This is a genomic window from Marseilla massiliensis (genome assembly GCF_023336985.1).
Lineage (GTDB): Bacteria > Bacteroidota > Bacteroidia > Bacteroidales > Bacteroidaceae > Prevotella > Prevotella intestinigallinarum.
The window spans coordinates 211,529-231,480 of record NZ_JAMBLP010000002.1; the positions used below are offsets into that span (position 1 = coordinate 211,529).

The 19,952-nt window shown below is 59.6% G+C and carries 18 protein-coding genes; 4 read left to right on the top strand and 14 right to left on the bottom strand.

Annotation, left to right across the window (positions count from 1 at the left end):
* Positions 1-93: 93 nt before the first annotated feature.
* The 6 genes from M3089_RS02175 to M3089_RS02200 form a co-directional block, all read right to left on the bottom strand.
* Complete coding sequence (locus M3089_RS02175) at positions 94-1,266, bottom strand: iron-containing alcohol dehydrogenase (protein ID WP_249081491.1); 1,173 nt, start codon at positions 1,264-1,266, stop codon at positions 94-96.
* A gap of 430 nt (positions 1,267-1,696) precedes the next feature.
* Entirely contained in the window at positions 1,697-2,125 is a 429-nt protein-coding gene (locus M3089_RS02180) for a DUF4980 domain-containing protein (protein ID WP_205106926.1), read from the bottom strand.
* A gap of 66 nt (positions 2,126-2,191) precedes the next feature.
* On the bottom strand, positions 2,192-2,617 hold the full coding sequence (locus tag M3089_RS02185) for a SufE family protein (RefSeq protein WP_249081493.1): 426 nt from the start codon (positions 2,615-2,617) through the stop codon (positions 2,192-2,194).
* A gap of 94 nt (positions 2,618-2,711) precedes the next feature.
* Positions 2,712-3,962 carry a peptidase U32 family protein gene (locus M3089_RS02190; protein ID WP_249081600.1) on the bottom strand — a complete coding sequence of 417 codons (1,251 nt, stop codon included), beginning with the start codon at positions 3,960-3,962 and terminating at the stop codon, positions 2,712-2,714.
* 390 nt (positions 3,963-4,352) lie between these two features.
* Positions 4,353-6,344, bottom strand: a complete 1,992-nt coding sequence (locus M3089_RS02195) for an OPT family oligopeptide transporter (RefSeq protein WP_249081495.1) — start codon at positions 6,342-6,344, stop codon at positions 4,353-4,355.
* 202 nt (positions 6,345-6,546) lie between these two features.
* Entirely contained in the window at positions 6,547-7,056 is a 510-nt protein-coding gene (locus tag M3089_RS02200; protein ID WP_249081497.1) for a C-GCAxxG-C-C family protein, read from the bottom strand.
* A gap of 232 nt (positions 7,057-7,288) precedes the next feature.
* Between M3089_RS02200 and M3089_RS02205 the strand changes: the two genes are divergently transcribed.
* Complete coding sequence (locus M3089_RS02205) at positions 7,289-7,549, top strand: hypothetical protein (RefSeq protein ID WP_249081499.1); 261 nt, start codon at positions 7,289-7,291, stop codon at positions 7,547-7,549.
* Between the two features lie 278 nt (positions 7,550-7,827).
* On the opposite strand, the gene M3089_RS02210 is transcribed toward M3089_RS02205, so the two are convergent.
* Genes M3089_RS02210 through M3089_RS02220 form a run of 3 tightly spaced genes read right to left on the bottom strand, consistent with a single transcriptional unit; the run spans position 7,828 to position 10,503 of the window.
* On the bottom strand, positions 7,828-8,775 hold the full coding sequence (locus M3089_RS02210) for a glycosyltransferase family 2 protein (protein WP_249081500.1): 948 nt from the start codon (positions 8,773-8,775) through the stop codon (positions 7,828-7,830).
* 12 nt (positions 8,776-8,787) lie between these two features.
* On the bottom strand, positions 8,788-9,579 hold the full coding sequence (locus M3089_RS02215) for a polysaccharide deacetylase family protein (protein WP_249081502.1): 792 nt from the start codon (positions 9,577-9,579) through the stop codon (positions 8,788-8,790).
* 39 nt (positions 9,580-9,618) lie between these two features.
* Entirely contained in the window at positions 9,619-10,503 is an 885-nt protein-coding gene (locus M3089_RS02220; protein ID WP_249081504.1) for a LicD family protein, read from the bottom strand.
* Between the two features lie 180 nt (positions 10,504-10,683).
* Between M3089_RS02220 and glf the strand changes: the two genes are divergently transcribed.
* Positions 10,684-11,811, top strand: a complete 1,128-nt coding sequence (gene glf, locus M3089_RS02225; RefSeq protein ID WP_249081601.1) for a UDP-galactopyranose mutase — start codon at positions 10,684-10,686, stop codon at positions 11,809-11,811.
* 155 nt (positions 11,812-11,966) lie between these two features.
* Here the strand turns inward: glf and M3089_RS02230 are convergent, their stop codons facing one another.
* Positions 11,967-12,500, bottom strand: coding sequence for a hypothetical protein (locus M3089_RS02230; RefSeq protein WP_249081505.1), 534 nt, complete (start codon positions 12,498-12,500; stop codon positions 11,967-11,969).
* 142 nt (positions 12,501-12,642) lie between these two features.
* Between M3089_RS02230 and M3089_RS02235 the strand changes: the two genes are divergently transcribed.
* On the top strand, positions 12,643-14,490 hold the full coding sequence (locus M3089_RS02235) for an LTA synthase family protein (RefSeq protein ID WP_249081506.1): 1,848 nt from the start codon (positions 12,643-12,645) through the stop codon (positions 14,488-14,490).
* A gap of 348 nt (positions 14,491-14,838) precedes the next feature.
* On the opposite strand, the gene pckA is transcribed toward M3089_RS02235, so the two are convergent.
* On the bottom strand, positions 14,839-16,452 hold the full coding sequence (gene pckA / locus M3089_RS02240) for a phosphoenolpyruvate carboxykinase (ATP) (RefSeq protein ID WP_205106909.1): 1,614 nt from the start codon (positions 16,450-16,452) through the stop codon (positions 14,839-14,841).
* 298 nt (positions 16,453-16,750) lie between these two features.
* On the opposite strand from pckA, the gene upp reads away from it, so the two are divergent.
* A complete protein-coding gene (upp, locus tag M3089_RS02245; RefSeq protein WP_249081507.1) occupies positions 16,751-17,410 on the top strand; it encodes a uracil phosphoribosyltransferase in 660 nt (219 codons plus the stop codon).
* A gap of 260 nt (positions 17,411-17,670) precedes the next feature.
* Here the strand turns inward: upp and M3089_RS02250 are convergent, their stop codons facing one another.
* From M3089_RS02250 to lgt, 3 genes are all read right to left on the bottom strand, one after another.
* A complete protein-coding gene (locus M3089_RS02250) occupies positions 17,671-18,537 on the bottom strand; it encodes an arginase family protein (protein WP_249081508.1) in 867 nt (288 codons plus the stop codon).
* 87 nt (positions 18,538-18,624) lie between these two features.
* The gene (locus M3089_RS02255; protein ID WP_249081509.1) at positions 18,625-19,092 is read right to left on the bottom strand and encodes a DKNYY domain-containing protein; all 468 of its coding nucleotides are present in this window, start codon (positions 19,090-19,092) and stop codon (positions 18,625-18,627) included.
* Positions 19,093-19,096: 4 nt separating this feature from the next.
* The gene (lgt, locus tag M3089_RS02260) at positions 19,097-19,942 is read right to left on the bottom strand and encodes a prolipoprotein diacylglyceryl transferase (RefSeq protein ID WP_249081510.1); all 846 of its coding nucleotides are present in this window, start codon (positions 19,940-19,942) and stop codon (positions 19,097-19,099) included.
* Positions 19,943-19,952 lie beyond the last annotated feature (10 nt).

The following is a 19,952-nucleotide window of genomic DNA, read 5'->3' on the forward strand; positions in this document are numbered from 1 at the left end:
CTCCTTAACTCCTGGAATATAACTCCTTAACTTCAGGAATACAAATCATCAACTCCCGGAACACAAGCCACAGGCTGCGGCCCTCCGCAACGGCTAAAGGGCCAGTTCGTAAATCTCGCGCGTGGCCTTCCGGTCAAGGCGAATGTAGTTGCCAACGAGCTCGCCCTTGTCCTCATGGAGCTTGTCGACAAGCAGCGATATGTCGGGATTGGCGATGCCCAGCTCGCCAAACGTCACGGGCATGCCTATGAAATGCAGGAAACGCTTGAAGCATGCCACGCCCTCAAGGGCCACCGACATGGCGTCGGCACCGGCCACCACGCCCCACACGCGGCGCGCCCACTGCTCCACCTTGCGCACGTTGTGCCCGGCCATGTAGGTGAGCCAGGCGGGGAAGATTACCGCCAGCCCGGCGCCGTGGGTAACTCCGTAGACGGCGCTCACCTCGTGTTCCATGAAGTGCGACGCCCAGTCTTCCTCGCATCCCACGCCGCACGTGCCGTTGTGAGCCACGGTGCCGGCCCACATCAGGTTGGCCCTTGCGCCATAGTCGTCGGGTTTGTGCAGGGCCTTGGGCGTCTCTTCTATTATTGAAAGCATCACTCCCTCACACATGCGGTCGGCCACCGAGGTGGCTTCGGTGTTGGTGAAGTACCGCTCCATGATATGCGCCATCATGTCGGTAGCGCCACATGCCGTCTGCCATGCGGGCAGAGTGAACGTCAGCGCGGGGTCCATCACGGCAAAGGCCGGGCGCAACACCTTCGGCGTGCGCAGGCTAAGCTTGTGCAACCCGTCCAGCTTGGTTATCACGCTGTTGCCCGACCCCTCGCTGCCGGCGGCCGGGATGGTGAGCACCACGCCCACGGGAAGGGCCTCGCCCGGCACGGCCCGCCCGGCGAAGAAATCCCAGAAGTCGCCACTGTAGGGCACTCCCGCCGCCATGGCCTTGGCTGTGTCGATGACCGAACCGCCGCCCACGGCAAGCAGGAAGTCGGCCTTGGCGCGGCGGCACAGGTCGATGCCCTCATACACCTTGGCGTCGGTGGGGTTGGGTTGCACCCCGCCAAGCTCGCAGTATTCCACGCCTGCCTCGGCCAGCGACTCCTCAACGCGGCCCAGCAAGCCGCTGCGCACGGCCGAGCCTCCACCATACACCACGATGGCTCGTGTGCCACCGTAAGCCCTGACAAGAGAACCTGTCTGATGCTCTGTGCCCCGTCCGAACACAAACTCGGTGGGGCTGTAAAATGTGAAATCCTTCATAAACCGAAAGTTGTCTATGAATGTTGAACCGACGCAAGCCATCCCGCGACGGGCATCCTGCTGCCTCTGGCCGGGCCGCGGCGCACGCTGCCCTGCCAGCGCATGCCAACGATGCGCCACGAAGCGACAAACACACATCCAACACTCGCATTCCTAAATCACTATATAATAAACCGACGGCGGCCACGGCAGCACGGGCACGCAACCACCTGACCCTCAATGTGTTGCAAAACGGGCCGTATTGTGCTGCAAAACGGGTCGTTTCACATTGCAAAACAGGCCGTTTTACACTCCCAAACGGCACATATCGCTGCCCGGGCCGCTACCGGCGGCCCGACAGCCACACCACCGCCAAGGCCAAATGCGGCCCGCCCGGGCATACCACAGGCTGCCCATGGCAACGGTCCGCGGCCCATTGCAACGTGCCCCGTCACTTGTTGCGGGGCTTGCTCCACGTGTCGTCCATCTTCAGCGCCTGCAGCGCGAGCGCATCGGGGGCAATGCCCAGGAACTTTAGCGTGGCCTTCTCGCCGCCGCCAAGGGGCATGGGCGTGTAGTAATCAATCTTCTCCCTGGCCAGGCGAACGCTCTTCCAAGGGTCGTCGGGACTGCCCGTGGAGAGCTGCACCCTCACCTCCGGCTTGTCTTTCTCTACCGGAAGGAAGATATACCGCTTCGGACTCGTTATCTCAACAATGGTAGTGTCGCCGCTCGTGCGCACGAAGATGGCTTGCGGCGAAAGCTCGGCAATGACCGTGTCGCCGCTGTGGTGCACGTTATAGTCCTGCGCTGCGGCAGCCTGTGCGGCCACCACCGTGACAGCAAAGGCTATTGCTCTTGTAATGAAAGTCTTGTTCATAGGTCTTTTGATTATTGGTTTGTTGGTATCGTCGTCTGCATGCGGGCCGTTTCCGGAGCCCGTCACTCACATAGACTGCTTCGTCTTGAAGGCCAGGGCGTACATGCGCATCTGTTTGATCATGGCCAGCAGGCCGTTGCTGCGCGTTGGGCTGAGGTGCTCCCTGAGCCCTATCTTCTCTATGAAATATAGGTCGGCATCGATTATCTCGTCGGGTGTGTGGCCGCTGAGCACCCTTATCAGCAGCGCTATGATGCCCTTTACGATGAGCGCGTCGCTCTCGGCGCTGAAGTCAATCACGCCGTCGTGATAGTCGGCCTGCAGCCATACGCGGCTCTGGCAGCCGTCGATGAGGTTGCTTTCCACCTTGTATCGCTCGTCGAGCGGCTGCTGCTCGTTGCCCAGGTCTATCAGCAGCTGGTACTTGTCCATCCAGTCGGTGAAGTCGGAAAACTCCTCTATCACCTCGTCTTGTGCTTCGTTGATTGTCATATCTGTTTGTTTTTAATTGCTATTGTCGTCGTCCGCCCTGCCCCGGGCGCCCCCTGCCTTCAGCCACGGCCCCACGGCAGCATGGCTCCGGCGGTCAGCCGGCAGCGCTGTCGATGCGGAAGAGCTTGTCGCTGGGGCGCACCTTGGCCGGCACCCGTATGGCCACACGTGTGCCCTGGCGCGCTGTCTGCACGGCCTGCACGTCGTCGTGAATCTCGTCGGGGGTCACATAGATTACTCCCGTGGTAGGCCCGGTGATGAGCAACTTGTCGCCCACGCTGAACTCGGCGGCGTCGACGCTGAACTCAGCCACCCCTATCTTGGCGAAATACTTTACCCCCCGGCCCACGTAAACCTTGCGCTCGGTGGCGTTGGAGCCGTAGTTGGTGTTCCACTCGCCGAGGGTCTGGCCCTGGTAGTAGCCGTCCCAGAAGCCGCGGTTGAACACAGTGGCGAGCCTGCGGTCCCATTCGTCCTTGCGCTCTTCGGTGAACGTGCCGTCAATCACGGCTGCAATGGCCTCCTTGTAGCATCTCACCACGTTGTATACATACTCAGGCCCGCGTGCGCGGCCCTCTATCTTGAACACCCTGACGCCGCTTTCCATCATGCGGTCGATGAAGCGCACGGTCTTCAAGTCCTTGGGGCTCATGATGTATTTGTTGTCTATCTCGAGCTGGTTGCCCGTCTCCGTGTCGGTAACGGTGTACGAGCGGCGGCATATCTGCACGCATTCGCCGCGGTTGGCCGAGCGCCCCGCGGTGTCGAGACTCATGTAGCACTTGCCGCTGATGGCCATGCACAGCGCCCCGTGGCAGAACATCTCGATGCGCACGGGCTGCCCCGACGGCCCGCAGATGGGCCCTTCGGCTATGCGCCTGTGTATCTCGGCCACCTGCTCGAGCCTCAGTTCGCGGGCCAGCACCACCACGTCGGCATAGCGGGCGTAGAAGCGCAGGGCCTCGGTGTTGCTGATGTTGAGCTGTGTGGAGAGGTGAACCTCCATGCCCACACGGCGGCAATACTCCATCACGGCCACGTCGCTGGCTATGACGGCGCTTATGCCGGCCTCAAGGGCGGCGTCGACGGTCTGGCGCATGGCGTCCATGTCTTCGTCGTAAATGATGGTGTTGACCGTCAGGTATGTCTTTATCCCGTGAGCGGAGCACTCCGAGGCTATGTCGCGCAGGTCGTCGGCAGTGAACGCGCTGGCCGAGTGGGCCCTCATGTTGAGCCTCCCTATGCCGAAGTAAACAGAGTCGGCGCCGGCCTGTATGGCTGCGGCCAGGCTCTCGCGCGACCCCACCGGGGCCATTATCTCAAAGTCTCTCAGTGTCTCTTCCATTCTATTCATTTCCGGTTGTGCGGTTTGCATGTTATGAAAATGCCCACCGTTAAGGACGATGGGCCTGCATATTGTCGTTCACAACGGAACAATCCGTATTGCGACTTGCTTTTTATCCGATTGCAAATATAATTAAATTAATCCGAACGGCCATCGCTCCGGCCCAATTTTTTTGCCTTCCGGCGCAAAAAACAAACCGCGTTGCAGGCACTCGCCCGGGCCACTGCATCTTGCGCTACGGGGCGCCCGGCACACCTACCCGGGGCGCATGGCAATGCCGTCGGGGCCGTTTGGCGATGCAATACGGCCCAAACGGCAACGCAAAACGTGCCGTTTGGCAATCCCAAACGGCACGTTTCACAACCCACTGGGCCACAGGCTGTTGCCCTGTCAGGCCCGCGATGGCTTGGTGGCGCGTATGAAGTAGGCTATTAGCAGCACGTAAGCCACCAATGCGCACACCTGCGACAGCGGGTTGGCCCACCATGCCGAGTAGTCGAAGCTGACGCCGCAGAAGCGCAGCAACGCGCTTACCACGCCCATGAGCGCGCCTCCGGCTATGAAGCCCGAGGCCAGCAGGTTGCCCTTCTCGCCGCGCTCGGCATTGGCCTTTGCATCCTTTGTGCGCGAGGTGACATACCAGTTGACGGCCCCTCCGACCAGCAGCGGTATGTTGAGCTCCATCGGTATGAACATGCCGAGGGCGAAAGCCAGTGCCGGAACGTTGCAAAGCGTGAGCACGATGGCTATCAGCGCGCCTATGCCATAGAGCACCCAGGGAGCCCCGACGCCGCTCATGAGCGGGTCGATCACGGCGGCCATGGCGTTGGCCTGGGGCGCGGCGAGCTGCCCGCTGGCAAACCCGTAGGTCTCGTTGAGCAGCATCATCACGCCGCCAACGGTGGCGGCAGACACCAGTGTGCCCAGGAACTTCCACGTTTCCTGCTTCTTTGGCGTGGTGCCGAGCCAGTAGCCTATCTTCAGGTCGGTGATGAACGAGCCCGACATCGACAGGGCCGTGCACACCACTCCGCCCATTATCAGCGCGGCGAGCATGCCGCCGGTGCCCTTGAGCCCCACGCCCACCATGACCACCGAGGCCAGGATGAGCGTCATGAGCGTCATGCCCGACACGGGGTTGGAGCCCACTATGGCTATGGCGTTGGCCGCCACGGTGGTGAAGAGGAAGGCGATGAGGGCCACAAGCACTATGCCGACGAGGGCAAAGAGCAGGTTGCCGTCCATCACGCCGAACCAGAAGAAGAGGAATATGGCCACTATGGTCACTATCGAGCCTATGGCTATGATCTTGAACGACAGGTCGCGCTGCGTGCGCAGCTGCTCCTTGCCGGCCGGCGTGCCTCCCTTCATCTCGCGTGCGGCCAGGCTCACGGCGCCCTTTATTATGCTCCACGACTTGATGATGCCTATTATGCCGGCCATGGCAATGCCGCCGATGCCTATGCTCTTGCCGTATGACGAGAATATCTGCTCGGGGCTCATGTCGCCTACGGCCGTGGCTATCGACGGATCCCACTGGTTGAGCACGCTGTCGCCGAACAACAGCGCCATGCCGGGCACGATGATCCACCACACCGAGAGCGAGCCGAGGCAGATGATGAGGGCGTATTTCAGGCCCACTATGTAGCCCAGGCCGAGCACGGCGGCCCCGGTGTTTACCTTGAACACGAGCTTTGCCTTGTCGGCCAGCATGTCGCCGGCACCGATGACGCGCGTGGTGAAGTTCTCGTTCCACAGGCCGAAGGTGGCCACCACGAAGTCGTAGAGACCTCCCACGAGCCCCGCCAGCAGCAGGGGCTTGGCCTGGTTGCCGCCACGGGCGCCGCTGACGAGCACCTGTGTGGTGGCCGTGGCCTCGGGGAACGGGTATTTCCCGTGCATGTCGCTCACGAAATACTTGCGGAACGGTATGAGGAACAGTATGCCGATGATGCCTCCGAGCAGCGAGGCCATGAATATCTTGATGAACGACGCGCTCAGCTCGGGATACTTGGCCTGCAGGATGTAGATGGCCGGCAGGGTGAAGATGGCCCCTGCGACGACAGCCCCCGAGCAGGCTCCGATGCTCTGTATGATGACGTTCTCGCCCAGGGCCTTGCTCCGCTTGGCCGCAGTGGACACGCCCACGGCAATGATTGCTATGGGGATGGCGGCCTCGAACACCTGCCCTACCTTCAGTCCGAGGTATGCGGCAGCGGCAGAGAAGAGCATGGCCATGAGCACTCCCCACGTCACCGACCAGCCGTTGACCTCGGGATAGCTTTCCCGCGGGTTCATCACCGGCTCATACTTCTCGCCTTCTTTCAGCTCCCGGAAAGCGTTCTCGGGCAGCTGCAGTCTTTCGTTTTCGTGATTTTCCATTAGTCGTATGTTTTGTTGTTGTCGTTAATGAGAAGCCCCTCCCCACCCCTCCCCCGTGGGGAGGGAGCTGCTGCGCCGCCACTCTTTGCAGGCAAACACATATATTGATGCCGCCGGGCCACCCGCTTAGGCAACTTTACGTGAGAGAAGGACACCGCCGGGCCGCCCGTTCCGACAGCCCGCCATGCAGAGGCCAAGCCGCCTACCACACGCTTTCGGGAGCCTCACCCACAGAGGGAGGTATGGAGGGGGCCCCGTCCAAATACTCCGCATATATCCTTGCGGCCGATATTATCTGCTTCACGCAAGGGCGCGTGCGGTAGTATTCGGCCGTGCGCTCAGAGGCTTCATAGTCGAGCGGCGCCCCCTTCTTGAGCCTGAGCAGCTCGGAGCAGACGATGGAACCGTGCTCGCGGCTGAACTCGGCAGCCAGTTGCTGCACCACCTTGTAGCAGGCCGACTTGCCCTGGCGGTCGCCCGGTGTGGCCGAGCCGCAGTCCATGCCGGCCAGCACGGCCATGCCGCAAACGGCGCCGCACGTGAGCCTCATGCGCCCAATGCCTGCACCGAGGCCCGCACTGAGCCGCAACGCCTGCTCGGGGGTGTAACCATATATGTCGGCAAAGGCCGCAACGACAGCCTGCGAGCAGTTGAACCCCTGCATGAACAGCTCTTCGGCGCGGCGCATACGCTCTTTCTTGTCAATATGCATCGTAGTTGGTTTTAGGTTGGGGGCCTGTTTGCAACGCTGCCGGGCTACAGCCTCAGCGCTACATTGAGCCATCACAGCCGCCTGTGCTACCATGATGCGGCCCTGCTGCGGGCATTGCAGCTTATCTTATGCAAAGATAATGCAAGCGAGGGCAATGCAAGTTTACTTGCCGATTGCCGAGTGCAGCTTATCTTATGCAAAGATAAGGCAAAATGACTTTAACTCAAAATAAATGCAAAGTTTTTTTAACGGCAGTGACAAACAAAGGCCACGGCTGCGGCAGGAGCAATCAACGGGAACGGCGGGAACGGCAAAAAAAGATGACAAACACCTCTCTGAGAATGGCGAAACTGCAACCGAGGGGCCGGCAGACGGCAAATGCGCCAGTTTCGGGCGGCAAACGCCAACCCGCTGTACCACAACGCATTGGCATCAGAAAAGGGCAATACAGCAAGGCAAAAAACCAAGACAAACGGTAGAACAGATGGATTAAAGTGGTGAAAACGCCACAAAACAATGTGCCGGACGGCTCATATTGCAATGCAATACGTGCCGTCCGGCAGGGCAAAACAGGCCGTTCGGCCTCGCCGTCGGGGCCGTTTGGTGCGGCGGCAGGGCCACGGCGGTGCAAAGAAGCGGCCGCGGCAGCCCGGCAAAACCCAGTTGGCGGGGCGGCAAAGCGAAAAAAACAGGCACTTTTTGTTTACAAGCCCACAGCCCCGCCGTGTGCTCACGGCCCGGCCGGATGCAGCCCGCCGACAGCGGGAGGCATCATTCTCCGCCGAGCACCTCCTTGATGTTGTACAGCGGGCGGCGCTTCACCTCCTTGTAAATCTTGCCGATGTAAGCCCCCACCACGCCCACTGAGAGCAGCACCACGCCGCCCACGAACCACACGCTGAGTATGAGCGACGACCATCCGGGCACGGCCGTGCCGGCCATGATGGCGTGAACCACATATACGGCAATGCCAAGGCTCACCAGTATGAAGGCCAGCCCGAGCCACAGTATGCAGTAGATGGGCTTGACGGAAAACGACGTTATGCCGTCGAGAGCCAGCGAAAGCATCTTGGCCAGCGTATACTTCGAGTGGCCGGCGCGCCGCTCGCTGATGACGTCGGGCACGGTGGTGGAGTCGAGACCGATAAGGGGTATGAGGCCGCGCAGGTAAAGGTTGGTCTCCTTGTAGCCCGAGAGCATCTGCAGGGCGCGGCGGCTCATCAGGCGGAAGTCGGCGTGGTTGTAAACGCTCTCAACGCCCATGCGCGCCTGTAGCTTGTAGAAGGCCACGGCCGAGAGCCGTTTGAGCAGCGGGTCGGCCGTGCGCTGCACCTTCACCCCGTAGACAATGTCGTATCCCCGGGCAAACTCGTCGACCATCTTCGGTATGGCCTTCAGGTCGTCCTGCAGGTCGGCGTCGATGGTTATCACCGCGTCGGCCCAGTCTTTTGCCGTCATCATGCCGGCCATGATAGCCGCCTGGTGGCCCACGTTGCGCGCCAGGTTGAGCCCGCGCACACGCTTGTCGGCCGCGTGCAGGGCCGCAATGATGTCCCAGGTGGCGTCGCGGCTGCCGTCGTTGACAAAGAGCATGAAGCTGTCGGGGCTTATCCGGCCGTCGGCCTCCATCTGCCCGAAGAGCCCGGCAAGCCGGCGGGCCGACTCGCGCAGCACCTCCTCCTCGTTGTAACAAGGCAATACAATGGCTAACTTTATCATATACCGCGTCGTTTATTGTTGTGTTTCAGACAGCTTTATGTCCACAAACTCATTGAAAGTGATGAAGTGGTGGCCCCTGCCCTTGAGCATCTTGATGAGCCTGTCGAGCCGGGCCACCATGGCGGCCCCGCTGTTGTTGCGTATGATGAAGGGCATGCGGAACTCCGGGTGCTCCCTGAGCTCGTAGAACTCCCACGGGTGGAAGTAGGTGACGAAGTAGCCGTCGTGGCGCAGCACGCGGCGCACAAGGGCATGGTATAGCCCCTCGGGCAGGTTGTGCAGGGCGAGCCAGAACAGCGGGAAGCGCACCCACGGCGTCACCGACGCCGGTATCTGCATCACGCTTCCTCGCATGAACCACGTGCGCGGGGCCGACAGGTGCATGTAGCGGCCGGGAATGAAGGCCGGGTTAAGCGAAGAGTTGTAGCGGTAGCCCATGCGTTCTATCTCCTCGTCGCTCACGGGGAACATCCTCGGCTGGCGGTAGCCGCTGACGGTGCGGCCCGTGACGCGCTCCACAATCTGCTTAGAGCGCTCCACGTCGGTGGCCTGGGGGCGCCAGTGGTCAACCCCGTGGCAGGCCACCTCGTGCCCCTCGGCCATGATGCGGCACATCACCTCGGGGGCGCGCTCGGCAAAGTTGCCTGTGCAGAAGAACGTGGCCCTGACCCCGTTCATGGCCAGACAGTCGAGAATGCGGTTGGTGCCGGCCACCGACACGTCCATCCCGCGCTCCAGAGAGAAGTCGACGCCGTGCTCGCGCGGCACGTCAAACTCCTCGGTATCAAAACTTAGTAGTATCATATTGCTACGAACATTATTCCTTTAACGATATAGTGACAGTCAGAACTCGTCTTCGCCACGGCGCAGGCGGCGCATCACCTCGGTGTAGTCGCGCCCGGTGTCGAAGTGCACATCGCCGTGCACGGTGGGCTCCCGGAGCGGTGTCATGTAGTCGCCGTAAAGCGCCGTGAGCAACTCGTGGTAGCCGGCAGGCGCCGGAACCATCGTGTCTTCAAACCGGAGCATCACGGTCTCGTCGTACCAATGGGCCATGATGGCCCCCCGGGTCTCCATCTTGTCGAGGCAACATCCCCAGTTGTATATCCTGGGATGCGTGGCCAGGTCGAACTGCCTGTAGCTCTGCTCATACCAGTCGAAGCACTTCTCGAACGACTTGAGCCTGTAGAAGCACTTCCGTATAAACGGCCCCACCTGGCGTACGGGGCGGTATTCGGTAAACACGCGCAGCTTCTTCATGCGCCGCTGCGTCTCGGCCACGGCGGCCAGGCGCTCCTCGCGTGTGGCCGGCACGCCGTCGAAGACGAAGATGTCGATGAAAATGCCCTGGTGGTAAGCCGCGTGCGAGTTGACGTCGGTGCGCAATATGGCCGCCGTGCCGTCCATCCTAAGCTGCGCATGGCCCCTGGCGTAACCCTTGTCGGTGTGGGCGCACTGCAGGAAATAGGGCCGCCTGAACTCGCCAGCCAGCGCCACGAGGCGGTCGTAGTCGGGGCGCATCATTATCATGTCGATGTCGTCGTCCCACGGTATGTAGCCTTTCTCGCGCACAGCGCCCAGCAGGCTGCCGCCGTCAATCCACACCTTGAGGCCGTGGCGGGCGCACACCTCGAGCAACTTGCGCATGAGCTGCATCTGCACCTCCCACACTTTCTTCATCCCAACAGTAACCACGTAACCTCCGCGTGACTCTTCATGCAAATCCATAGGGCAAATTCTTTATCTCAGACTTGTTGCTTAAACTGAATGCAAAGATACGCCTTTTTTCCCATTATCTATTTATCGGAGGCAAAAAATGCCACCGGCCGCCGCTTGGGTATGCACATATTTTAGTATATTTGCAAGTGAAATATATCACTACACAACACAACTTATCTGATGAATAATATGGAAAAATACGATTACCTCGTGGTGGGCGCAGGGCTCTTCGGGGCTGTTTTCGCTTACAGGGCACGCATGGCAGGCAGGCGTTGCCTCATCATCGACAAGCGCCCGCACACCGGCGGCAACCTGTACTGCGAGCAAGTGGAGGGCATCAACGTGCATAAGTACGGCGCGCACATATTCCACACGTCCGACAAAGGGGTGTGGCAGTTTGTCAACTCCATCGTGGAGTTCAACCGATACACCAACTCTCCCGTGGCCAACTACAAGGGAACGCTCTACAACCTGCCGTTCAACATGAACACGTTCAACCGCATGTGGGGCGTAAACACGCCGGCCGAGGCCGCCGCCATGATTGAAAGCCAGCGCAGCGAGGCCCTCGAGGCCATGCGCCGGACAGGCGTCAGCGAGCCGCGCAACGTCGAGGAGCAGGCCCTGGCGCTCGTGGGGCGCGACATATACGAGCGGCTTGTCAAGGGATACACGGAGAAACAGTGGGGCCGGAAGTGCACCGAGCTGCCGGCGTTCATCATAAAGCGGCTGCCCGTGAGGATGGTTTTCGACAACAATTACTTCAACGACAAGTACCAGGGCATACCCATCGGGGGCTACAACAGACTCATCGACGGGCTGATAGGCCCCACGCCGGTGCTCACCTCGACCGACTTCTTTGCCGACAGGGCCCGATGGGAGGCCGCGGCGGAGCGGATTGTGTTCACGGGAAAGATAGACGAGTACTACGGCTACCGCTTCGGCAGGCTGGAATACCGCACGGTGAGCTTCGAGCAAGAGGTGGTTGACACGCCCAACTACCAGGGCAACGCCGTGGTGAACTACACGGAGCGCAGCGTGCCCTACACCAGGGTGATAGAGCACAAGCACTTCGAGATGTTCGGCGACGAGGTGTACCGCTGCCCCAAGACGGTAATCTCGCGGGAGTACTCCACCGAATGGAACGACGGGATGGAGCCATACTACCCCATCAACGACGAGCGCAACAACGCCCTCTACCGCCAATACAAGGCGCTGGCCGACGCGGAGCAGCGCGTGATATTCGGCGGACGGCTGGCCGAATACAGGTATTACGACATGGCGCCGATAGTGGAGCGCGTGCTGAAGATGGATGTATGAGGATGCATTGACCGGGGAACAGGGCTGCAACAAGCCCTTCCACCGGCTGCCGGATGGCTTACGGTGCTCGCCATCACAGGCCATTGCGCCGGCCACTGCGGCGGAGCGACGCAACCGGCATCAAGCCACCGATGCATCAAATTATATTACACATGCTACAGCAGGGGCCGTTTCATGCAGCCATACAGGCCGGATGGCAGCATGAAACGGGCCATTCGGGCCTGCGATACGGCCGGTTTTGCAAGGCGAAACGGCCCAAACGCGCAAAGCATTGACACACAGCAAAATAGCAGACAAGCCCATATCTCGCCCCAACGGTAAAAATTTACTACAAAAACCACCACAAAACCAACAGCCAAAAACATTTGTCCTCTAACTCCATCTAACTCCCAATACCTCCCTATAACTCCAAATCTCAAAAACAAAATCCATCGTCTTAACTCCTTGACTATATAACTCCTTAACTCCTTACCACCAAAAACACACATAAAAAACATTTGTCCTCTAACTCCATCTACCTCCTTATAACTCCCTATAACTCCAAACCTCAAAAACAAAATCCATCGTCTTAACTCCTTGACTACATAACTCATTAACTCATTACCACCAAAAACACACATCAAAAACATTTGTCCTCTAACTCCCCCTACCTCCTTATAACTCCCTATAACTCCAAATTTCCAAAACAAAATCCATCGTCTTAACTCCTTGACTACATAACTCATTAACTCCTTACCACCGCCCCCGTTTAACTTCTTTTACTTCTCCACTTTCCCAGATATAGCATTTTATTCATAATTTTGCATCGTTTTTTAAAGAGACGATACCGTTATGAAACAACGTTTTGCATGGCTCATTAAACTATATCTTGCGCTGCTGGCCATATTCGTCACCCAAAAGGCGGCGTTCATGTGGATAGACAAGCCCGCCGGGGCCCACTATTCCGTGACCGACTGCATCAGCGTGATGGCCCACGGACTGCTGCTCGACATCCCCGTGACGGGCTACCTCATTGCCCTGCCGCTACTCGCGGCCATCGCGTCGGTGTGGATCGCACGCCGCATAAGGCTGCGCTCGGTGGCCACGGCCTACTATGTGGTGGTGGCCCTGTGCGCCTCTGTCATGTTCGTGGCCGACCTTTCGCTCTACCCTTTCTGGAAGTTTAAGCTCGACGCCACCATATTCTATTACACCGACTCGCCGAAAGACGCCCTGGCCAGCGTCTCGGCAGGCTACGTGGCCCTGCGCCTGGCGGTGATAGCAGCCTACGGCGCGCTGCTGCTATGGGTGCTGCGGGCCGTCACCCCGCGGCAGCTCGAACCCATGGCGGGGCTGAAAGGCAAGGCGGCTGCCACGCTGCTGATGATAGGCGCGGCGGCTCCGCTGGCCGTTTCTATAAGGGGCGGACTGGGAGAGTCGACGGCCAACATAGGCAAGGTGTACTTCTCGGAAGACGAATACCTAAACCACGCCGCCATAAACCCATGCTTCAGCATGCTGGCCTCGATAGGCAAGGCCGAAGACTACGCCGCCGAGTTCGACTACTTCGGCGAGAGCGAGCGCGCAAGGCTGTTCGACGGACTGTATGCACCCACCGAGACCGACACCGTGAGGCTGCTCAACACCGAGCGGCCCAACGTGGTGGTGATACTCATGGAGAGCTTCGGGGGGCAGTTTGTCGAGGCCGTCAGCGGGCGGAAAGACATTGCCCCCAACTACAACAGGCTGGCCCGCGAGGGCGTGATATTCACCAACTGCTACTCAAACAGCTTCCGTACCGACCGCGGCACGGTGTCGGCGCTGAGCGGCTACCCCAGCTTCCCCACGCAGTCGGTGATGAAACTGCCCATGAAGAGCCGCACGCTGCCGTGCCTGGCGGCGTCGCTCAACGCCCGGGGCTACCGCAGCAGCTTCATCTACGGTGGCGACATCAACTTCACCAACATGCAGAGCTACCTGCGAACGGGCGGCTACGGCTCGATAACGAGCGACGTAGACTTCAGCGCCGACGAGCGCAAGGACAACCCGTGGGGCGCCAACGACGACGTGACCTTTGCCCGGCTGGAGCGGATGATAGCCTCGCAGGGCAGCGGCCCGTGGCACATCTGCTTCCTGACGCTGAGCAGCCACGAGCCGTTTGAGGTGCCCTACAAGCGGCTGGACGACAAGATACCAAACGCATTCGCCTACACCGACCACTGCCTGGGGCAGTTTGTGGAGCGCCTCAGGAAGTCGCCCGCATGGCGCAACCTGCTCATAGTGTGCCTGCCCGACCACGGATTCCAGTACCCTTCGGACATCACCCACGAGCAGCACCACCACAACTCGATGCTCTGGATAGGCGGGGCGGTGAGGCAGCACCGCGTGGTGAGCACGCTGATGAACCAGAGCGACATGCCCGCCACGCTGCTCGGGCAGCTGCGCATACCGCACAAGGAGTATACGTTCAGCCGCGATGTGTTCAGCACCGACTACAAATACCCCTTCGCCTTCTTCACGTTCAAAGAGGGATTCGGCTTTGCCGACAGCACCGGCCACACCGTCTACGGCATCATAAGCGACAAGATAAACGAAGACTCGGCACGCAACGGCAAGCCGTCGGAGGCCGAAACGGCCGTCAGGGTGAATCGCGGCAAGGCCATACTGCAGTCTATCTACGACGACCTTGGGCGCCGCTGACCCCGTCAGACGCCCATAAGCAAACACCCGCAAGCAGCCTGCAGTAAGCTGCTTGCGGGTGTTTCATTTGCATCATTACCAAGCGCCGCACTCCAGCATGGCGCGCGCAACAGGCCGTTTGCCGCTGCGCCATGGCACAAACCCACGGCCGGGGCAACACCGTGGCACAGAAAACGCATACCGACCGCGCCGGAGCGAAGCACCCACTACAGCACACCGGCCCACCAAACGCGGCCGCCCTGCGGCGCAAGGCACAAAGAAGCCCGCCCGGCACAGGGCCGGACGGGCTTGAAATATGGTTGGTGTGTAGAATCCTTACAGATGCCTACGCCACAATACTAAGCTGCATTAGAGCTTCGGTCCGGCAGCCACGAGAGCCTTGCCTGCCTCGTTGCCTTCGTACTTGGCGAAGTTCTTGATGAAGCGTCCGGCCAGATCCTTGGCCTTCTCTTCCCACTGTGCAGCGTCGGCATAGGTGTCGCGCGGGTCGAGGATGTTGGGGTCAACGCCCTCAAGCTGTGTGGGAACCACGAAGTCGAAGTAAGGAATGGTCTTCGTGGGAGCCTTGTCGATAGAGTGGTCGAGTATGGCGTCGATGATGCCACGGGTGTCGCGGATGGATATACGCTTGCCTGTTCCGTTCCAACCTGTGTTCACCAGGTAAGCCTTGGCACCGTTCTTCTCCATCTTCTTTACCAGCTCCTCAGCATACTTTGTAGGATGCAGCTCGAGGAAAGCCTGGCCGAAGCAAGCCGAGAAGGTAGGAGTGGGCTCGGTGATGCCGCGCTCTGTACCGGCCAACTTGGCTGTGAAGCCAGAGAGGAAGTAGTACTTCGTCTGCTCGGGAGTAAGTATCGACACTGGAGGAAGCACTCCGAAGGCGTCGGCCGACAGGAATATCACCTGCTTGGCAGCCGGTGCGTGAGATATCGGGCGAACGATGTTCTTGATGTGATAGATAGGATACGACACGCGGGTGTTCTCGGTTACGCTCTTGTCGGCGAAGTCAATCTTGCCGTTTTCGTCCACTGTGACGTTCTCAAGCAGGGCGTCGCGCGTGATGGCATTGTAGATGTCGGGCTCGCTTTCCTTGTCGAGGTTGATCACCTTTGCGTAGCATCCGCCCTCAAAGTTGAACACTCCGTTGTCGTCCCAGCCGTGCTCGTCGTCGCCGATGAGCAGACGCTTCGGGTCGGTAGACAGAGTTGTCTTGCCCGTACCGGACAGACCGAAGAATATAGCGGTGTTCTCGCCGTTCTTGTCGCAGTTTGCCGAGCAGTGCATAGAGGCGATGCCCTTCAGCGGGAGGAAGTAGTTCATCATAGAGAACATGCCCTTCTTCATCTCGCCACCATACCAGGTGTTGAGTATAACCTGCTCCTTTGATGTCACGTTGAACACCACTGCAGTCTCTGAATGCAGGCCAAGCTCCTTCCAGTTCTCCACCTTTGCCTTAGAGGCATTGTAAACGATGAAGTCCGGCTCCTGCTCGAAGTCAGCCTCGCTCTGCGGGCGGATGAACATGTTGGTCACGAAGTGAGCCTGCCATGCCACCTCTACGATGAAGCGAACCTTCATGCGTGTGTCCTTGTTGGCGCCGCAGAAACCGTCTACAACGTACAGTTTCTTGTTTGAGAGCTCCTTCAATGCGAGGTCCTTGACGGTGGCCCAAGCCTCCTTGGTGGCACGGTGGTTGTCGTTGTGATACTCATCGCTGTCCCACCAAACGGTGTCGTGAGATGTCTCATCATCTACAATGAACTTATCTTTAGGTGAACGTCCGGTATAGACGCCGGTCATAACGTTTACAGCACCCAGCTCGGTCTCCTGGCCTTTGTCGAAACCTGTGAGCCCGTCTTTTGTCTCTTCGTTGAACAACACTTCGTAGGAAGGATTGTAAAGAACCTCAGTTGTACCTGTGATTCCATACTTTGTCAAAACTGACTTGTCAAACTTTGCCATTTTATAACTGTATTTTAGTTTGTTAGTTACACTTTCGTTGCCTTGTTCCTGAATCGACCGCAAAGTTAGTAAAAAAACGTATGAGAGCAAAGTTTGGGCGCGCAAAAAAGGCGACATATAAATCTTTTTAGGTTAAAGTATTAAAAAATAAGATGCCTTGTTGTGCATTTGCCATTCGCATGTTACAAAAAAAGCCGGATATTCCTTACCTTTGCATGATGGCTTCCGGGCAAGGGGGCTTTGCGGGCTGCTCCGTGCGGCGACAACATCCGGGTGAAACTTAAAATCAAGACAAGATATGAAGATCATAAACCTTAGCGAAACAGACTCAATTGTAAACCAATACGTGGCCGAGCTGCGCGACGTTGGCTACCAAGGCAACCGCCTTTTGTTCCGCAACAACATCTCGCGCGTTGGCGAGATGGAGGCCTACGAGATCAGCAAGACGCTGTGTTACGAGGAGCGTGAGGTGACCACCCCGCTGGGCACGTCGCGCGTGAGGGTGCCTGCCGACGGCATTGTGCTGGCCACAATATTCCGCGCCGGCCTGCCGTTCCACAACGGATTCCTCAATGTGTTCGACCATGCGGCCTGCGCGTTCGTCAGCGCTTACCGCGAGTACACCAACAAAGAGCACACCGAGGTGGGCATCCACGTGGAGTACCTGGCCACGCCAAGCATCGAGGGGAAGACGCTCGTGATAGCCGACCCCATGCTGGCCACGGGCTGTTCGATGGAGATGGCCTACAAGGCCTTCCTAACCCGCGGCGAGCCACGCCACATCCACGTGGCCTGTGTGCTTGCCACGCCCGACGGCATTGAGCACGTCAGGCGCACGCTGCCGGCCGAGAAGACCACCGTTTGGTGTGCCGCCATCGACCCGGTGCTCAACGAGCACAAGTACATAGTGCCCGGACTGGGCGACGCCGGCGACCTTTGCTACGGCGACAAGGTGTGAGCCGACGGCGCGGCGGCGGCCGCTGCAGGGGGCTTTATTCATTAAAAAGTTTAGCAACGCGCGCGCAACGGCGTAACCGCCTGTGCGACAACTGTTTGCAAGACGGCCTGTTTCACCGTGCCAAACGGCGCATATTGCAACGCCAAACGGCCCGTTCCGCATTGCGGAACGGGCCGTTTGGCGTTTTAACACCGGCCGTCGGGCAGCGCAATATGTGCCATCGGGCATCGAAAGACGTGCCGTCGGGCGGCGCTGCCAGCTCACTTCATCAGTGGCAGGCCGGCCAGCATGGCCTGCAGCCGCATGGCCGTTCGGGGCATGGGCTCGGCCACCGTGAGCGCCACCAAGTCTTTCTCGCGGGCTATGTCGTTGATTAAGCGCACCACGCCGGCCATCTTCATTCCGCCCGGAACCACGCCCACGGCTGCTATTATCTCCGAAGGGTCGAGCACATCCATGTCGAAATGCACCAACACCTTCGACGCTCCGCAACGGCGAAGCCAGCCTGTGAGCGCGTCGCTGCCGTCGACCACGTCTTCCGGGGCAAGGTGGGCAATGCCCAATTGCTGCTGCCTGAGCCGTATGTCGTCGCGCTCCCAGTCGCGCAACCCCACTATCATGATGCGCTCTGCGGGTATGGCGGCGGGCAGCGCCGACGTAATCTTCTTGTCGCCCATGCCCATGCAGGCCGTCACGGCCATGGCGTGATAGCCCGCATAGGGGTCGCCCGGCAGTGTTATGTCGGGGTGGGCGTCTATCCATACCATGGCCACGTCGCCGCCATACCTGTGGGCCATGTAAGTGAAAGGCACCACGCTGGTAGAGCATTCGCCCCCGAGCGTCACCACTCGGTCGGGGTTTGCCGCCTTCAGAATGGCCAGCGCGGCCTCTGTCTGTCGCACTATGGCGTCGCGGTCGAGCACCCCGTCGGTGACAACACGCTCGCCCGGGGCCACGTCGACAGGCACCGTATAAGTCTCCTGGTCGCTCTGCGGGGCAAGGAATTGCAGCAGCTGCGCCCCGAGCACATAGCCGCGGGCAGCCACGGCGGGGTCGCTCACCTCTGGTATCCACCGTGCGATGTCGCCACCCTGCCATTGCGGGTAAACAAGTCTTATCGTCTTCATTTCTCAATATTTATATAAAGCCAAAAAAACACGCAGGGCCGGCGGGTGTTGTCGCCATGCCGGCCCTGCGTGCCGTTGTCGGATGGTTCACTCGGCTGGCACACCGTCGATGTAGGTGTGGCGCTTGTCGCGCGCCACCCCGCGCCCAATGTACTTGAACGACTGCACGTGTGCGCCCTCCATACGCCGCCCGTTGTAGTACACGGCGTCGGCATCCTTGGCGTAGCCTCCGCCCACCGGCTTGAAGGTGGCGGCGTCGGCGCCGCTCACCGGGCAGCCGTTGAAGCAGGCATGGCGGCTGTCACAGTAATAGCCCCGGCAGGCACCGTGGCCGTAGGTACAGCCAGTCGATTCCTGTACGCAGTCGGTACGCCAGCGGCCGTGGCAGCAACCGCGCTGCGCCCGGTAGTAGTGTCCGTGACCGTTGGGGGCATACTCCTGCCCGCCTTGTCCCGTCTCGTGGCATTGGCTGCATGCCAGCGCGTATGCGCCGGTGGCCGCCGTGAGCGTCATCAGTGCGGCCATGCAGACCGTGATCAGTCTTCTTGTCCTCATAGTCTTATTTTTTTTGTGGTTCGGTTCCTAACTTCTGCATCCACTTGCCGCCCGCCATGCACATCACCCCGACAATTATGAACGGTATGCTGAGCAGCTGTCCCATGTCGAGAGGCAGGCTGGCCTCGAATGCTTCCTGTATCTCCTTGGTGTATTCTATGAAGAATCGCGCGGTGAAAATAAACGTCAGGCACAGCCCGAAGAAGAATCCCGTGCCCACCTTCTGCGGGTGCTTGCGGTAGAGGGCCCACCCAATGAAGAACAGCACGGCGTAGGCCAGCGCCTCGTAGAGCTGGCCCGGGTGGCGCGGCATGGGGTCGACGCGCTCGAAGATGAACGCCCAGGGCACGTCGGTCACCTTGCCTATTATCTCAGAGTTCATCAGGTTGCCCAGCCGTATGAAGCACGCCGTGGTCGGGGTGGCTATGGCTATGTTGTCGAGAACGCGCCAGATGTTGAGCCGCGTCTTGCGAACGTATATCCAGAGGGCTACCATCAGGCCGAGCGTGCCGCCGTGGCTGGCCAGCCCTTCGTAGCCCGTGAACTTGACGGAGCCATCGGCCATGAAGCGTATGGGCACTATCATCTCGACCACATGCTGCCATGACGAGAGGAAATAGTCGGGCTGGTAGAACAGGCAATGGCCCAGGCGCGAGCCTATGAGTATGCCCACGAAGCAGTAGACAAACAGAGGGTCGAACAGCTCGGGGCTTATTTTCTGCTCCTTGTAGAGCCGCTTCACTATGAGGTAAGCCAGCAGCAGGCCCACAAGCCAGCACAGCGAATACCACCTCATGCCCATGAAGGCGGTGAGGTCGGGGTTCCACACGATGTATGCAAGCGTATCCATGACGTTGGGT

What these genes read in the sequence shown, in the direction of transcription:
- M3089_RS02175 (WP_249081491.1), bottom strand. Translation starts at nt 1,266, where the DNA reads ATGAAGGATTTCACATTTTACAGCCCCACCGAGTTTGTGTTCGGACGG.
- M3089_RS02180 (WP_205106926.1), bottom strand. Translation starts at nt 2,125, where the DNA reads ATGAACAAGACTTTCATTACAAGAGCAATAGCCTTTGCTGTCACGGTG.
- M3089_RS02185 (WP_249081493.1), bottom strand. Translation starts at nt 2,617, where the DNA reads ATGACAATCAACGAAGCACAAGACGAGGTGATAGAGGAGTTTTCCGAC.
- M3089_RS02190 (WP_249081600.1), bottom strand. Translation starts at nt 3,962, where the DNA reads ATGGAAGAGACACTGAGAGACTTTGAGATAATGGCCCCGGTGGGGTCG.
- M3089_RS02195 (WP_249081495.1), bottom strand. Translation starts at nt 6,344, where the DNA reads ATGGAAAATCACGAAAACGAAAGACTGCAGCTGCCCGAGAACGCTTTC.
- M3089_RS02200 (WP_249081497.1), bottom strand. Translation starts at nt 7,056, where the DNA reads ATGCATATTGACAAGAAAGAGCGTATGCGCCGCGCCGAAGAGCTGTTC.
- M3089_RS02205 (WP_249081499.1), top strand. Translation starts at nt 7,289, where the DNA reads ATGCAAAGTTTTTTTAACGGCAGTGACAAACAAAGGCCACGGCTGCGG.
- M3089_RS02210 (WP_249081500.1), bottom strand. Translation starts at nt 8,775, where the DNA reads ATGATAAAGTTAGCCATTGTATTGCCTTGTTACAACGAGGAGGAGGTG.
- M3089_RS02215 (WP_249081502.1), bottom strand. Translation starts at nt 9,579, where the DNA reads ATGATACTACTAAGTTTTGATACCGAGGAGTTTGACGTGCCGCGCGAG.
- M3089_RS02220 (WP_249081504.1), bottom strand. Translation starts at nt 10,503, where the DNA reads ATGGATTTGCATGAAGAGTCACGCGGAGGTTACGTGGTTACTGTTGGG.
- glf (WP_249081601.1), top strand. Translation starts at nt 10,684, where the DNA reads ATGGAAAAATACGATTACCTCGTGGTGGGCGCAGGGCTCTTCGGGGCT.
- M3089_RS02235 (WP_249081506.1), top strand. Translation starts at nt 12,643, where the DNA reads ATGAAACAACGTTTTGCATGGCTCATTAAACTATATCTTGCGCTGCTG.
- pckA (WP_205106909.1), bottom strand. Translation starts at nt 16,452, where the DNA reads ATGGCAAAGTTTGACAAGTCAGTTTTGACAAAGTATGGAATCACAGGT.
- upp (WP_249081507.1), top strand. Translation starts at nt 16,751, where the DNA reads ATGAAGATCATAAACCTTAGCGAAACAGACTCAATTGTAAACCAATAC.
- M3089_RS02250 (WP_249081508.1), bottom strand. Translation starts at nt 18,537, where the DNA reads ATGAAGACGATAAGACTTGTTTACCCGCAATGGCAGGGTGGCGACATC.
- M3089_RS02255 (WP_249081509.1), bottom strand. Translation starts at nt 19,092, where the DNA reads ATGAGGACAAGAAGACTGATCACGGTCTGCATGGCCGCACTGATGACG.
- lgt (WP_249081510.1), bottom strand. Translation starts at nt 19,942, where the DNA reads ATGGATACGCTTGCATACATCGTGTGGAACCCCGACCTCACCGCCTTC.